Annotated in this window: 11 protein-coding genes; 5 read left to right on the forward strand and 6 right to left on the reverse strand. The window is 72.3% G+C overall.

Annotated elements, in window-relative coordinates:
• The first annotated feature begins 67 nt into the window (after positions 1-67).
• Positions 68-1,954: a molecular chaperone DnaK gene (gene dnaK / locus ACZ45Q_RS17240; RefSeq protein ID WP_468261419.1), complete on the forward strand. Its 1,887-nt coding sequence runs from the start codon at positions 68-70 to the stop codon at positions 1,952-1,954.
• Between the two features lie 21 nt (positions 1,955-1,975).
• On the opposite strand, the gene narJ is transcribed toward dnaK, so the two are convergent.
• From narJ to ACZ45Q_RS17255, 3 genes are all read right to left on the reverse strand, one after another.
• Positions 1,976-2,473 (reverse strand): nitrate reductase molybdenum cofactor assembly chaperone, encoded by a 498-nt coding sequence (gene narJ, locus ACZ45Q_RS17245; RefSeq protein WP_468261422.1) that lies wholly within the window; start codon positions 2,471-2,473, stop codon positions 1,976-1,978.
• Positions 2,474-2,570: 97 nt separating this feature from the next.
• Entirely contained in the window at positions 2,571-3,368 is a 798-nt protein-coding gene (locus ACZ45Q_RS17250) for an SAM-dependent methyltransferase (RefSeq protein WP_468261425.1), read from the reverse strand.
• 109 nt (positions 3,369-3,477) lie between these two features.
• Complete coding sequence (locus tag ACZ45Q_RS17255) at positions 3,478-4,344, reverse strand: helix-turn-helix domain-containing protein (RefSeq protein ID WP_468261428.1); 867 nt, start codon at positions 4,342-4,344, stop codon at positions 3,478-3,480.
• 220 nt (positions 4,345-4,564) lie between these two features.
• Between ACZ45Q_RS17255 and ACZ45Q_RS17260 the strand changes: the two genes are divergently transcribed.
• Positions 4,565-4,990: a hypothetical protein gene (locus tag ACZ45Q_RS17260; protein ID WP_468261430.1), complete on the forward strand. Its 426-nt coding sequence runs from the start codon at positions 4,565-4,567 to the stop codon at positions 4,988-4,990.
• On the opposite strand, the gene ACZ45Q_RS17265 is transcribed toward ACZ45Q_RS17260, so the two are convergent.
• Positions 4,972-5,787 carry a helix-turn-helix domain-containing protein gene (locus ACZ45Q_RS17265; protein ID WP_468261433.1) on the reverse strand — a complete coding sequence of 272 codons (816 nt, stop codon included), beginning with the start codon at positions 5,785-5,787 and terminating at the stop codon, positions 4,972-4,974. The genes ACZ45Q_RS17260 and ACZ45Q_RS17265 overlap by 19 nt on opposite strands.
• A 124-nt stretch (positions 5,788-5,911) precedes the next feature.
• On the opposite strand from ACZ45Q_RS17265, the gene ACZ45Q_RS17270 reads away from it, so the two are divergent.
• Together ACZ45Q_RS17270 and ACZ45Q_RS17275 are read left to right on the forward strand one after the other, a co-directional pair.
• Positions 5,912-6,217, forward strand: coding sequence for a 4a-hydroxytetrahydrobiopterin dehydratase (locus ACZ45Q_RS17270; RefSeq protein WP_468261436.1), 306 nt, complete (start codon positions 5,912-5,914; stop codon positions 6,215-6,217).
• Between the two features lie 5 nt (positions 6,218-6,222).
• Positions 6,223-6,963, forward strand: coding sequence for a class I SAM-dependent methyltransferase (locus ACZ45Q_RS17275; RefSeq protein WP_468261439.1), 741 nt, complete (start codon positions 6,223-6,225; stop codon positions 6,961-6,963).
• Between the two features lie 56 nt (positions 6,964-7,019).
• Here ACZ45Q_RS17275 and ACZ45Q_RS17280 read toward each other — a convergent pair whose 3' ends face one another.
• Complete coding sequence (locus ACZ45Q_RS17280; protein WP_468261442.1) at positions 7,020-9,695, reverse strand: cellulose binding domain-containing protein; 2,676 nt, start codon at positions 9,693-9,695, stop codon at positions 7,020-7,022.
• Positions 9,696-9,793: 98 nt separating this feature from the next.
• A complete protein-coding gene (locus tag ACZ45Q_RS17285) occupies positions 9,794-12,715 on the reverse strand; it encodes a glycoside hydrolase family 48 protein (RefSeq protein ID WP_468261445.1) in 2,922 nt (973 codons plus the stop codon).
• Positions 12,716-13,012: 297 nt separating this feature from the next.
• On the opposite strand from ACZ45Q_RS17285, the gene ACZ45Q_RS17290 reads away from it, so the two are divergent.
• On the forward strand, positions 13,013-14,740 hold the full coding sequence (locus tag ACZ45Q_RS17290; RefSeq protein ID WP_468261448.1) for a glycoside hydrolase family 6 protein: 1,728 nt from the start codon (positions 13,013-13,015) through the stop codon (positions 14,738-14,740).
• The last annotated feature ends 155 nt before the right edge of the window (positions 14,741-14,895 follow it).

Raw genomic sequence — 14,895 nt, forward strand, 5'->3', positions numbered from 1 at the left:
CAGCACGCTCAAGTTTTGCGCTGGAGAGCGTGGGTTACCCGTAGTGCCCTGGCGGAAGGGGACGGCGATGGGACGTGCGGTCGGGATCGATCTCGGAACGACCAACTCGGTGGTGGCCGTGCTGGAGGGCGGTGAGCCCACCGTCGTCGCCAACGCCGAGGGGGCCCGCACCACCCCGTCGGTGGTGGCCTTCGCCAAGAACGGCGAGGTGCTGGTCGGCGAGGTCGCCAAGCGGCAGGCCGTGACCAACGTGGAGCGCACCGCCCGCTCGGTCAAGCGGCACATGGGCGACAGCGCCTGGCGCTTCCCGGAGCAGGGCGACGTCGACGGCACCCGGTACCGGGCGCAGGAGCTGTCCGCGCGGGTGCTGCAGAAACTGAAGCGGGACGCCGAGGCCTACCTCGGCGAGGACGTCACCGACGCGGTGATCACCGTGCCCGCCTACTTCGACGACACCCAGCGCCAGGCCACCAAGGAGGCCGGGGAGATCGCCGGCCTGAAGGTGCTGCGGATCATCAACGAGCCCACCGCGGCGGCGCTGGCGTACGGCCTGGACAAGGAGAACGACCAGACGGTCCTCGTCTTCGACCTCGGCGGCGGCACCTTCGACGTGTCGCTGCTGGAGATGGGCGACGGAGTGATCGAGGTCAAGGCCACCAACGGCGACACCCTCCTCGGCGGCGACGACTGGGACCAGCGGATCGTCGACCACCTGGTCAAGCGGTTCAAGGGCCAGTACGGCGTCGACCTCGCACGCGACAAGATGGCGCTCCAGCGGCTGCGGGAGGGCGCCGAGAAGGCCAAGATCGAACTGTCCTCGTCCACCGAGACGACGATCAACCTGCCCTACATCACGGCCTCCGCCGAAGGCCCCCTGCACCTGGAGGAGCGGCTGACCCGCACCCAGTTCCAGGAGCTGACCGCCGACCTTCTGGAACGCTGCAAGACCCCCTTCCACCAGGCCGTGGACGACGCCGGCATCCAGCTCTCCACCGTCGACCACGTCATCCTGGTCGGCGGCTCCACCCGCATGCCCGCCGTCACCGACCTGGTCAGGGAACTGACCGGCAAGGACCCGCACAAGGGCGTCAACCCCGACGAGGTCGTGGCGGTCGGCGCGGCCCTCCAGGCGGGCGTGCTGCGCGGCGACGTCAAGGACGTGCTGCTGCTCGACGTCACCCCGCTGTCCCTCGGCATCGAGACCAAGGGCGGCATCATGACCAAGCTGATCGAGCGCAACACCACGATCCCCACCCGGCGTTCGGAGATCTTCACCACCGCCGCCGACAACCAGCCCTCCGTCGGCATCCAGGTCTACCAGGGCGAACGCGAGATCGCCGCCTACAACAAGAAGCTCGGCGTCTTCGACCTCACCGGCCTGCCGCCCGCCCCGCGCGGCGTCCCGCAGATCGAGGTGGCCTTCGACATCGACGCCAACGGCATCATGCACGTCTCCGCCAAGGACATGGCGACCGGACGCGAGCAGAAGATGACCGTCACCGGCGGCTCCGCGCTGGCCAAGGAGGACATCGACCGCATGATGCGGGACGCCGAGCAGTACGCCGAGGAGGACCGCAAACGCCGCGAGGCCGCCGAGACCCGCAACCAGGCCGAACAACTCGTCTACCAGACCGAGAACTTCCTGCGCGACAACGGCGACAAGGTCCCCGCCGAGACCCGCGCGGAGGTCGAGTCGGCCGTCGCCGGCCTCAAGTCCCGGCTGGAGGGCGACACCGACACCGCCGCCCTGCGCGACGCCGTCGAGAAACTCGCCGCCGTCAGCCAGCGCATGGGCCAGGCGATGTACGCCCGGACCGCGTCGGAGCCGACGCCCGAGGGCACCGCGGACACGGCCGGGTCGGCGCGGCAGCAGGACGACGACGCGGTGGTCGACGCGGAGATCGTCGACGACGACAAGGACACCGGCGAGGGCGCCCGGGGCCCGGCGGCGTAGAACTCCGTCCCGGGAGCACGGTCAGCGGCGGGCCTCCGCGCCGGCCGCCGGCGGCAGGGTGGCGCACACCGCGTCCAGTACGCACGCGTACGGGGTGCCGGAGGCGGTGAGCCGGGAACGGAGCCGCTCCAGGGCGTCCCGGTGCTCGAGCAGCGGACCGGTGTCGCCCGTGCGGGAGGTGAACTCCAGCACCGCCGGGAGGAAGTCGGGCCGCTCCTCGCCGGTGACCTCGAGCCCGTGGGCGCGGTAGAGGTCCGCGAAGCCGACCAGGGACCTCCCGTGCCCCGGGGCGTCGTCGTCCCGCCACCGGCTCAGATACAGGCCGTGCCGGTCGTGGGCGTCGAAGACCTGCACGTAGTGCGCCTGGAGTGCGCGCTGCGGGGTCACCGCCGCGTGGTCGGTGAACGCCCGCAGCTGCGGCGCGGCCTCGCGCAGCAGGGGCAGCCGGGCGCGGAAGTCGTCGTCCGGGTAGGTCAGGCAGAGCGCCGCGGCCTGGTACAGCACTTCGAACGCGGGCATCGGGCCTCCCTCTGTCGTCCGCGGTCCCTTGCTCGTCCCTGGCTTTCGAACCTAGGGGCGGGCGGGGGAGCGCACCCGTCCGCGGCGCCCGTACGGGTCAGGGCTTGCGCGCCACCCCCGCGTACACCGGCACGACGCCCTCGGCCTGCGCCGCCACGTCCACCGGCTCCGGCCGCCATCCGGTCACCGGGATGACGCCGGGGCCCAGCAGTTCCAGCCCGTCGAAGAAGCGCGCGAACTCGGCGAGCGGGCGCGGGAAGAACGGCGTGCCGCTGCGCGCGAACAGCTCGGCCGCCTTCCCCACGGCCCCGGGATTCAGGTCGGCGGTGACCTGCGACAGGATCAGATGGCTGCCGGGCGCGAGCACGTCGACGTACCGCTTCAGCAGGGTGTGCGCCTCGTCGTCGAGGTAGTGGGTCAGCGCGACCAGCGACAGGGCGACCGGCCGGGTGAGGTCCAGGGTCTCGCCCGCCCGTCGCAGCACCGTCTCCGGGTCCCGGACGTCCGCGTGCACATAGTCGGTGGAGCCCTCCGCCGAGCCGTGCAGCAGGGCCTCGGCGTGCCGCAGCACGATCGGGTCGTTGTCGGCGTACACGATCCGCGACTCGGGCGCGACGCCCTGCGCCACCTGGTGCAGGTTCGGCTCGGTGGGGATGCCGGTGCCGATGTCGAGGAACTGCCTGAGCCCCGCCTGTGCGACCGTGCGGACCGCCCGGTGCATGAAGCGGCGGTTGGCCCGGGCGCCGCGCACCGCCGTGTCGTCCGCGGCGAGGATCCGCCGGGCCAGCTCCTCGTCCACCGGGTAGTTGTCCTTGCCGCCCAGCCACCAGTCGTAGACCCGGGCCGGGTGCGGGCGGCTGGTGTCGATGGCGGGCGCTGCGTCGGGTCCGGTCATGGGCGGTCGTCTCCTCGGTGGGGCCGGGTGGTGGCGGGGATCGGTGGGGACGCGGCCGGGACGGGCGGGCGAGGGCCCCGGCGGGCGGCCGGGTGGCCCTGGCCCGTGCTCAGTAGGTCTCCCGGTACTCCCGCAGCAGCTTCTCGGTGCGCTGCGTGGACGCGGCGCGCGCCGTCATGTGGTCGAGGACCTCCAGGTGCGGGGAGACCTCCTTGCGGGAGTCCAGGTACAGCGCGCCGGTCAGGTACTCGGTGAAGACCATGTCGGGCAGCTCCGGCTCGGCGAACCGGAACAGGGTGAACGGCGCGTACGTCCCCGGGTGCGGTCCGTCCGCGAACTCGGCGACCTGGAGCGTCACCCGGTCCCGGGCGGCGAACTCCAGCAGCCGGTCCAGCTGTTCGCGCATCACCCGGCCGTGCGCGCTCACCGGGCGCCGCAGCACGGTCTCGTCCATCACCACCCACAGATGCGGCGGATCGGCGCGCTCCAGCAGCCGCTGCCGCTCCATGCGCAGCGCCACATGCCGCTCGACGGCCTCCTCACCGCCCGAGGTTCCGATGGTCCCGGCCCGCAGCACGGCACGCGCGTAGTCCTCCGTCTGCAGCAGCCCCGGCACGAAGTGGGGCTCGTAGGAGCGGATGATCCGGGCCGCGCCCTCCAGGCTCACGTACAGGCTGAACCAGTCCGGCAGCACGTCACCGTACCGCTGCCACCAGCCCGGCTCGTTCGCCTCCTCGGCCAGTGCCACGAACGCTGCCACCTCGTCCTCGGTCACGCCGTACGCCGTCAACAGGATCTGCACGTACGGGATCTTCAGCGCGACCTCCGCCGTCTCCATCCGCCGCACCGTCGCCGGGGCCACCCGGAGCACCTTCGCGGCCTGCTCGCGTCCGAGGCCCGCGGCCTCGCGCAGTTCCTGAAGCCGCTTTCCGAGCACCACCTGGCCCACGGTGGGTGCGGCCCGCCGCTCACTCACGCCACGCCTCCCCAACGCGCCCAAGTCCCACGGAAGTCTGTCACGGTCTCCCGCCCGCTCACAGGGGCTGCCGGGGCGCCGGGCGCATTACCTGGCGGGTAATCGACCCCGTGCGGCGGGGACGGGATCGTGGAGGCACACCGGGTTCCGGGCCGGCGCACTCCGGCCCGGGACCCGGTCCACCGCAGCCGCGCACCGACCCGACGGAGGGTGACTCGTCATGTCCACGAACCAGCTGGCCGCTCTCGCCCGCACCTCGGAACCGCAGGCGATGCTGCGCCGGTTCCTCGCGCTCGACGCCGTGGTGACCGGCGCCAACGCCCTCGCCTACCTCGCCCTCTCCGGCCCGCTCGGCCGCCTCTTCGGTGCCGGTTCCACCCTGCTGCTCGTCCTCGGCGGCTTCCTCGCCGTCTACGCCGCCGCCGTCGGACTGCTGGCCTCCCGGCGCCGGCCGCCGGCGCTCGGCGTCCGGGCGGTGGTGGAGGCCAACCTGGCCTGGGCCGCCCTGAGCTTCGTCGCCCTCGCCCTGTGGCTGACGCCCACCACGGCGGGCGCGGTCTGGACGGTCCTCCAGGCCCTGGTGGTCACCGCCTTCGCCCTGCTCCAGTACGCGGCGCTGAGGGGACGTCAGGACAGCAGGGTGTGAAGGTACTTGACGGTCGCCGGGTCGGCCGGGAGCAGTGTCTCGATGGCCAGCTCGGCGACCGTCACGTCCATCGGCGTGTTGAAGGTGGAGATCGAGGAGATGAACGACAGAGTCCGGCCCTCGTGCTCGATCTGCATCGGCAGCGCGAAGTACGGCACCGGCTCGTCCGGTTCGGCGCCGGGCGCCTCCTCGGGCACCGGGTAGGCGGACACCTCCTCGTACAGCGCGCGCAGTTCCGCGGAGCGGTGCAGGCCGATCCGGCGTTCCATCTGCGCCAGCAGATGCCCGCGCCACTCGCGCAGGTTGCGGATGCGCGGTGCGAGGCCCTCCGGGTGCAGGGTGAGCCGCATCGCGTTGAGCGGGGGCCGCAGCAGATGCTCCGGGACACCCTCCAGCAGCATCGTGATCCCCCGGTTGGCCGCCAGCACCCGGTACGTGGCGTCGACGACCAGCGCCGGGTACGGCTCGTATCCCCGGATCAGCCGCTCCATGCCCTCGCGCAGGGCGCCGAGCGCTGGGTCGTCCAGCGGGGTCTCCGGGTAGTGCGGGGCGTAACCCGCCGCGAGGAGCAGGGCGTTGCGCTCCCGGACGGGCACGTCCAGGTGCTCGGCCAGTCGCAGCACCATCTCCTCGCTGGGCCGGGAGCGGCCCGTCTCGACGAAGCTGATGTGCCGGGCGGAGGAGCCGGCGCGCAGCGCCAGTTCCAGCTGGCTGACCCGGCGCCGCTCCCGCCAGGCCCGCAGCAGCGGCCCCACGCCCTGCGCGGGGGCGGCGGAGCCGGACGTGAGTGCGGTCATACCCGGAAACGGTAGTCCACCGCGCGGCCGCGCGGGGGCCCCGGCCCCTTCCTGACCAGGGCCGCGAGACGTGCCCTGTGGCAGGCTGAGAGCAGTGACGCCCCCCGCGGAAGGAGCCCGGCCCATGCCCGTCGAACCGCTGTCGCAGAAGGAGGTCGAGGACCGGCTGGCAGAGCTGCCCGGCTGGTCGCTCGACGGGGACCGCCTCACCCGCTCCTACCGGCTCGGCTCGCACGTCGCGGCCACGGCGATGGTCGTGCACGTCGCCCAGGTGCAGGAGGAGCTGAACCACCACTCCGAGCTGACCCTCGGCTACGACACGGTGTCCCTGTCCGTGCACACCCACAGCGCCGGCGGCGCCGTCACCGAGAAGGACTTCGAGCTCGCCCGCAGGGTGGACGACCTGGCCCGGGGGCACGGGGCACACTGAGGCGCGTGCTGGACTACGACAGGGAAGCGGAGTGGTACGACGCCTTGCGCGGCGGCGAACCACGGGCCGCCGCCGCGGCGGAGGCGGTCCTGAGCCTCGTCCCGCGGCGGACGCGGCGCCTGCTCGACCTGGCCTGCGGGACCGGCATCGTCACCCGGCGCCTGGCCGCGGCCCGGGACGGCCTGCGGGTGACCGGCGCCGACCTGGCCCCGGCGATGGCCCGCCGGGCCGCCGTCCGGCTGCCCGGCGCCGTGGTGCTGGCCGACAGCCGGCGGCTGCCGTTCCGGGACGGCGCCTTCGACGCCGTCAGCAGCGTGTGGCTGCTGCACCTGGCCTCCGGCGCCGACGAGGTGCGCACCGTCGTCGGCGAGTGCGCGCGGGTGCTGGGCCCGGGCGGGGTCTGGGTCACCACGGTCGACAAGGGCGCCTCGCACAACGTCGGCAGCGACATCGACGCCGTCCTCGCGGCCCGCCCGCCGAGCCCCGTCCGGGACGGCGCGGACGCCGTGGAGGCCCACGCCCGCGCCCACGGCCTGCTCCCCGCCGGCGGGGCCCGCTTCGTCGGCCGGGGCCAGGGCCGCAGCCCGCGCCGCACCATCGCCGACCTGCGCCGGGGCTGGTTCATGACCCTTCCCCCCGGCCATCCCCGCGCCGCCGAGTTCGCGGCCCGCCTGGCGGCCCTGCCCGACCAGGACCGCCCCCGGCCCGACCCGGTGTTCACCCTGCGGGCGTTCCGGAAACCGTGACGACCGCCGCCCCCTGCCGTCGGGACAGGGGGCGGCGGTCGCCGTCGGCAGCGCCGTCAGGTGGTGCAGGTCCGCCCGGCCAGCTCGAAGGCGGGCGGCTCTCCGTTCGCGCCCGACCAGCTGCCGGTGAAGCCGAAGCTCACCGACGCCCCCGGTGCCACCCGGGCGTTCCAGCCGGCGTCGCTCGCCGTCACCGCGGCGCCCGACTGGGTGTGCCGGGCGTTCCAGATCTGGCCCACCCGCTGGCCGTCCGGGAAGGACCAGCCCAGCGACCAGCCGTCCCACGCCCGCTCGCCGGTGTTGGTCAGGCGGACCTCCGCCTGGAAGCCGCCGGACCACTGGTTGGCGACCTCGTACGTCACCGCGCAGCCGGCCCCGGGCTCCGGGTCCGGGCCGGGTCCGGGCCCCGGATCGGTGCCGCCGTCCGCGATGTCGCCGTAGACGACGCCCCGGCCGTTGGTGGCCACGTACACCCGGCCGTACACCCGCGGGTCGCCGGTGATGGCCGCGCCGGTCCAGCCCCACTGATGGGCGTCGTCGTTGACGCGGGTCCAGGAGGCGCCCTTGTCGGTGGAGCGGAAGATGCCGCGGACGCCGCCGATCTCGGCGCTGGTGAAGAGGGTCTGGTAGGAGGCGCCCGGCGCCGCCTTGCCGAAGCCGATCGTGTCGGCCTCGTCCACGTTCGCCAGCCTGGTGAAGCTCGTGCCGCCGTCCGTGGAGTGCCACAGGCCGTACGGTCCGTCCGGCTCGCCGCCGGCCAGCCACACGTCGCCCTCCCCGCCCGGCAGCGCCTTGAAGCGGACGCTGTCACCGGTGGGCAGCCCGGTCGCGGGCGACCTCTCGAAAGTCGCGCCGCCGTCGGTGCTGATGTAGAAGGCCCCGGACTTGAAGCCGTAGAACCGCTTCGGGTCGACCCGGTCCGACTCGACGATCGCGCCCGCCGGGATGCCGCTGGACGCCTGCCAGGAGGTGCCGAACCCCGTCGCGTGGTGCACGCCCGCGCCCTGCGGGCTCCACACGAAGCGGCTGCCGTCCGCGCCGGCCGCGACCGTGCCGCCGCCGGTGACCCCGGACGGGTCCGTGCCGGCGAACCAGTTGGCGCCGTTGTCCGTGGAGAACGCCACGTGCGGCCCCGAGTCGGTGTTCCCGGCCCGCACCACGGTGTCCGGCTTCGTCTCCGCGAAGTCCAGGCTGGTCGTCGACGTGAAGTTGGGCTGGGTGTACATCATCGGCGGCACCTTCGTCAGGTCCGTGTGCCGGAAGCCGCCGATGTCACCGAGGGCGCTGAGCAGCGGGGCGCCCGACGGGGGAGAGGCCAGGTCCAGGACGGCCGTCTCCTCCAGGCCCCGCACCATCGGCGCGATGGTGAACTTCTGCCCGTCGTCCCAGTGCGTGAGGTTCTCGGTGCCGTAGATCGTCGCGCCCGTGCCGTACATCATCCGGTCGGAGTCGAACGGGTCGATCTCCAGGGACTCCGTCATCCAGCCCAGCTTGGGCGTCTGCTCCGGCGGGGCCGGGTTCGCGCCCCACGTCAGCCAGGGGGAGGAGGAGACGTCCATCGTGTAGCGGTTCTCGCGGTCCGGGTACGACGTGTAGCTCCACGCCTGCGTCCAGGTCGCGCCGCTGTCCGTGGAGCGGAAGATCTGGGTGTCCGGCCACCAGGAGCTGTACGCCGTCGCCATCACCGTGCCCGGGTTCTGCCGGTCGACGGTCAGACCGCTGAAGCCGTAGTGGGTGTCGGCCTCCGCGACCGGGCTGATGTCCGTCCAGGTGCCGGTGGCCGTCGCGTACCGGAACAGCCGGCCCTTGCCGCCGTCGTACGGGCCGCCCGTGTCGCTGTAGGCCAGGTAGAGGTGACCGTTCTCGGCGTCGAGGACGCCCTTGTGCGCCAGGTAGCCGGTCGGCTGGCCCGGCAACCGCTGCCAGGTCGCGCCCGCGTCCGTCGAGCGGTAGACCGCGTTCTCCTTGTCGGCGACCCCGACGTAGACGGTCTTCGTCGGCTCGCCGGCCCGGCCCGTCGACTCGTCGAACGTCACCCAGACCACGCCCTGGTTGTCCGAGGCGTAGCCGCTCGGGTCGGACGGGTCCTGGGCGTAGTTCCCGGGGTTCGGGAACGCGGTCACCTCGGACCAGGTCACGCCCGCGTCCGTGGACCGCCACAGGCCCTCGCCGCTGGGCGCGCCCAGGTACAGCACGTCGTTGTCGTGCGGGTCCACGGCGAGCCGCTCGCCCATCCCGCGGCCGGGCATGTTGCCGCCCAGCTTGAACGGCAGGTCCGTCTTCTCCCAGCTCGCCCCGCGGTCGGCGGAGCGCAGGACCGCGCCGCCGCCCGGGTCCCAGTCGTTGGTATAGGTGCCGACCGCCGCGTACACCCGGTCCGGGTCGACGGAGTCCGACGCGATGCTCACCACGCCGGTGTGCCCCCAGTCGTCCCAGCCGACGTGGTCGAGGAGCGGGGTCCAGGTCTTGTCGGACTCCTGCCAGCGGTAGGCCCCGCCGATGTCGGTACGGGCGTAGGCGAGGTCCTTCTCGGTGCGGCTGAAGACGATGCCCGGGACGAAACCGCCGCCGTCGATCCGGGCGTTCTTCCAGGTGTAGGTGTCGGCGGCGACGGACGTCCGCCCGGCCTGCGCCGTCCGCTCGGGAGCGTCGGCGGCCAGGGCCGGCGGGCCGCCCGCCAGCAGCCCGGCCGCCAGCGCCAGCACGGCGGTGAGGATGCGCGTTCTTCGCACGGTGGGGATCCTTCCGGTGGGGAGGGTGCGCGCGACGTGCGGCCGGGCGGCTCCCGCACGGGGAACCGCCCGGCCAGGTACGCGGAGCGGCAGCGGGACTATTCGAGGAGCTCCGCGTACGAGCCCATGGCCAGGGCGATGTCGGCCTGGGCCCAGAACCGGTGGTACGTGAACACGGGCGCGGCACCGCCCGCGAGATAGCTCTCGATCTTCGACCACGCCGGGTCGTCCTCGTAGAAGGAACGGATCGAGGCGAACGTCGACGAGGAGTCGATCACGTCCCCGTTGGGCATGGTGCCCCGCCAGCCGCTGGGGACGTACACCGGGTCGTCGAACCGGTTGTAGTCGGCACGGGTCTCCGGGACGGCGATGCCGAGGGCGTCCTGGTGGTTGGTCCACATGCCGTCCAGCAGCGCCTTCGCCGTGCGCGCCGCCTCGGTGTCACCGGAGCGGGCGGCGTAGTGGATCAGGGTGTTGGCGAAGGAGCCCGCCACACCGACGTCGCTGGTGTAGTCGGTGACGGTGACGTGCAGACCGTCGTTGGCCCCCGGGCTCGACGGGTTCCAGGTGTCGGGGGCGCCCGACCACTGAAGCGTCGACGGGATGCGGAACGTGCCGTCCGGGTTGACCGTGGTCTCCGACAGCGCCCAGTCGACCCACTTGTCCAGGACCGTCCCGGCCATGGCGTCGCCGGTCTGCTGGTACAGCTCGGCGACGCGCTGCATCGACCACGCCTGGAAACCGAACCACTGGTTGGACGGCGGGTCGTGGTACACCGGCTTCTCGTCGTAGTACATGCCGTAGAAGGTCGGGGTACCGGCCGGGGGAGTGGCGTAGCGGCCCGCCCAGCTGTTGGTCGCGCCGCCGGCGATGGCACCCTCCGACGACTGAAGCCAGCGGTAGAACTCCACCTGCCGGTCGAGGGACTTGGCCCAGTCCGCCTGACCGGTCGCCGACTTCGGCTTCAGGTCGGGGTTGCTGGCGAGCGCGTAGGCGGCCATCGGGTTCTGGTAGCCGCCGTGCGCGTGGCTGGAGCCGATGCGCCAGGCCCAGCCGGCCGAGGTGTCGGTGGCGCCGCCCCAGGCGTAGTACCAGGACAGCAGGTAGTGCGAGGAGTCCTTGCCGGTGCCCGCCGGGCAGGCGGCCGGCCCCACGCAGTTGCCGACCTTCTTGAAGTACTTGTCGTACATGGCGTAGCGCAGGTAGTCGCCCATCTTCGCCGCCTTGGCGACGGTGCCCGCCACCTCGGAGCCCTTGCCCTGCTCCTCGGCCCACAGATCCGCCCAGTACGCGGCCTGCACGGCGCGCGCGTCGGCGTCCGGGGCGTTGGTGAACTTCCACTGCTTGGCGTAGGAGGCGTCCTTGGTGAACAGGTCCAGATAGCCGTTCGGCCCGCCGTACTTGAAGGCGTCGCAGGTCGGCTGCGGGATCGTCTCCCACACCGACTCCTGCGGACCGCGCTGGAAGGTGTTGATGTACGACGGTCCGGTGGCCGTCGGGCCCGCCTCGCACGTGCCCGGCTCGTTGCCGTAGCCGTAGACGTTGTCGACGTCCTGGAGCCAGTGCATGCCGTAGACGTCGTCCGTGCCGTAGGCGGACTTCAGCTCACCGGCGATCGGGTCCGGGCCCACCGGCACGCCCGGGTCGAGCTGCGACGGGTACTGGCTGGGCTGGTCGTGCTCGGGCGCGTACGTCGCGGGCTTGGACGGGGTGTAGAAGGAGTTGGTCGGCTGGTCCGCGTGCGTCGGGATCATGTACGCCTCCATGAGTTCCCACGCGCCGTTGAACTTGGACCAGTCACCGGTCACCTTGCCGTACATGGCCTGGAGCCAGATCAGATAGCTGTACGCCTCCGAGGTGGTCTCGTGGCCGTGGTCCGGCGCCTCGACGATCAGCGTCTCCACGGCGTGGTACGGGATGCCCTCGGGGGAGAAGTAGCCGTTCGCCGGGTCCGTGATCTTGCCGTACAGCTCCAGGAAGCGGGCGTCGTACTCCTTCTCCGCGCCGAGCTGGGTGACGGTCACCGACGCCTTGCCGTGCCCGGGGGCGGTCGACTCGAAGACGGCCGAGCCGGTGCCGGAGTCGTCGGCGGAGACGGTCACCTTCTGGGCGGTGTCCCAGGTGGACGGGGTGAAGGTGAGCGCCGCCCCGCCGGTCACGGACAGGCCCGTGTTGCCGCTCGCGCGGGACGTCGTCACGGTCACGTCCGACGCCGGCTGCTTGGACAGCTTCACCTCGTAGGTGCCCGACTCGCCCTGGCGGACGCCCAGTTGGGCAGGGGTGGCGACCACGGCCGGTCCCGAGGCGACCGTGATGCCGACCGGGGTGGAGGCGGCCGAGGCGCCCATGCTGTCGTAGGCCTTCGCCACCAGTGAATGACTGCCCACGGCCAGGCCTGAGGCGTCGAAGGTGTAGGGCGCGCTGGTGTCGGTGCCCAGCAGGGTGGTGTCGTCGTAGAACTCCACCTTGGTGATGGTGGCGTCGTCGGCCGCCGCCGCCGTGGCCGCCAGCGGCACCGCCTCGCCCTGGGTGTACACCGACCCCGGCTCCGGGCTGGTCAGCACGGTGATCGGGGGCTGGTGGGCGCCGGTGCACGTCGTGCCGTTGACCGCGAAGGAGGCAGGGGCGGTGTTGGTGCCGGAGTAGGTGAACTGCGCGCCCGTGGAGACGGCGGCGCCGGCGGCGATCCGTCCGTTGTACGGGGCGTTCTTCACGGTGACCGTCTTGCCGGACTGGGACCAGGTGCCGTTCCAGCCGTTGGTCAGCCGCTGGTTCCCGGCGTAGTCGTAGGTCAGGGTCCAGCCGTCGAGGGCCTCGGTTCCGCGGTTGGTGAGCGTCAGCTCCGCGGTGAAGCCGGAGCCCCAGTCGTTGGTCGTGTAGTCCACGCTGCACCGCACCGCCGCCGCGTGCGCGTCGGTCGAGGCCGTGCCCAGCAAGGTCAGGGGTAACGCGAGGGCCGCCAGAGCGGCGGTCCACAGCCGCCGCGCGGCGCGGCGTCTGCGTCTGCGTCCGGGATGCATGGTGCTGGTTCCTCCTTGCGCTCGAGCGGAGTGGGGGGAGGAGCTACAAGCCTTGAACCAGTGGGAGCGCTCCCATCTTGGGGAGGGGCTCAGGAGCGGTCAAGGTGCTTGAAGAGTCGAAAACATTCGACAGTCGCGGTCGAGGAAAAGTCGGCGACTCCCCTGTTCTTCATCGGGACTTGGCGCTACCTTCGTCGGCACCAGTGGGAGCGGTTCCATCTCTCGGCACGCCCGTCGCCGCGGTGTGCCCGAGTTCCGACGCACTCTCGACGCATCGCGAGAAGAGGACCCGCACCCATGAGCCGTAGCAGAACCGCGTTACTCGCCGCCCTCGCCCTCGTCGCCGGGGCCACCGGTACGGCGTTCGCCGTCCAGCCGGGCGGGGCCGGCGCGGCGGCCGTCCCCTGCACCGTGGACTACCAGGTGCAGAACCAGTGGGGCACCGGCTTCACCGCCGCCGTCACCGTCACCAACCACGGGGCCGCCAAGTCGGGCTGGTCGGTGAAGTGGAGTTACGCCGGCAACCAGAAGGTCACCAGCGGCTGGAACGCCAAGATCAGCCAGAGCGGTGCCGACGTCACCGCGGCCAACGAGTCCTACAACGCAGCGCTGGCCACCGGCGGTTCGGTGAGTTTCGGCTTCCAGGCCTCCTACAGCGGCAGCAACGCCATTCCCGCCACCTTCACCCTCGACGGGGTGACCTGCAACGTAGACGACGGCAGCGGCGGCCCCACCGACCCGCCGGACCCGACCGACCCGCCCGGGACCGGTGACCGGGTGGACAACCCCTACGAGGGGGCGAAGGTCTACGTGAACCCCGAGTGGTCGGAGAAGGCCGCGTCCGAGCCCGGCGGCGACCGCATCGCCGACCAGCCCACCGGCGTGTGGCTGGACCGGACCGCCGCGATCAACGGGGTCAACGGCGGCATGGGCCTGCGCGACCACCTCGACGAGGCCCTCGCCCAGAAGGGCTCCGACGAGCTGGTGATCCAGCTGGTCATCTACAACCTGCCCGGCCGGGACTGCGCCGCCCTCGCCTCCAACGGCGAACTGGGCCCGACGGAGATCGACCGGTACAAGACGGAGTACATCGACCCGATCGCCGAGATCCTCGCCGACCCCAAGTACGCGGACCTGCGCATCGTCACCACCGTCGAGATCGACTCCCTGCCCAACCTCGTCACCAACACGGGCAGCCGGCCCACGGCCACCGAGAACTGCAACACGATGCTGGCCAACGGCAACTACGTGAAGGGCGTCGGCTACGCCCTGAACAAACTCGGCGACGTCCCCAACGTCTACAACTACGTGGACGCCGGCCACCACGGCTGGATCGGCTGGGACAGCAACTTCGGCCCCTCCGCCGACGTGATCAAGGAGGCCGCCACCGCAGAGGGCGCCACCGTCGACGACGTGCACGGCTTCATCACCAACACCGCCAACTACAGCGCCCTGAAGGAGGAGAACTTCTCCGTCGGCGACAGCGTCAACGGCACCACCGTGCGCCAGTCGAAGTGGATCGACTGGAACCAGTACGTGGACGAGCTGTCCTTCGCCCAGGCGTTCCGCAACGAGCTGGTCTCGGTCGGCTTCAACTCGGGCGTGGGCATGCTCATCGACACCTCCCGCAACGGCTGGGGCGGCCCCGATCGGCCCACCGGCCCCGGCCCGATGACCAGCGTCGACGCCTATGTCGACGGCGGGCGCTACGACCGCCGCATCCACCCCGGCAACTGGTGCAACCAGTCCGGGGCCGGCCTCGGCGAACGCCCGCAGGCCGACCCGGCCGCCGGCATCGACGCCTACGTGTGGATGAAGCCCCCGGGCGAGTCCGACGGCTCCAGCAAGGAGATCCCGAACGACGAGGGCAAGGGCTTCGACCGGATGTGCGACCCGACGTACAACGGCAACCCGCGCAACGGCAACAGCCCCTCGGGTGCCCTGCCTGACGCGCCGGTCTCCGGGCACTGGTTCTCCGCGCAGTTCCAGGAGCTGATGCGGAACGCGTACCCGCCGCTGTCGTAGGCGGGAACCGAACGGGACGCCCACCCGGTCGCGGGGGGGGGGGGGGGGGGGGGGGGGGGGGGGGGGGGGGGGGGGGGGGGGGGGGGGGGGGGGGGGGGGTGGGGGGGGAGGGGGGGGGGTGGGGGTGTTCGGGTGCTGTCGGTTCCTTCTAGTTA

This window comes from Streptomyces sp. NPDC031049, from assembly GCF_055571015.1.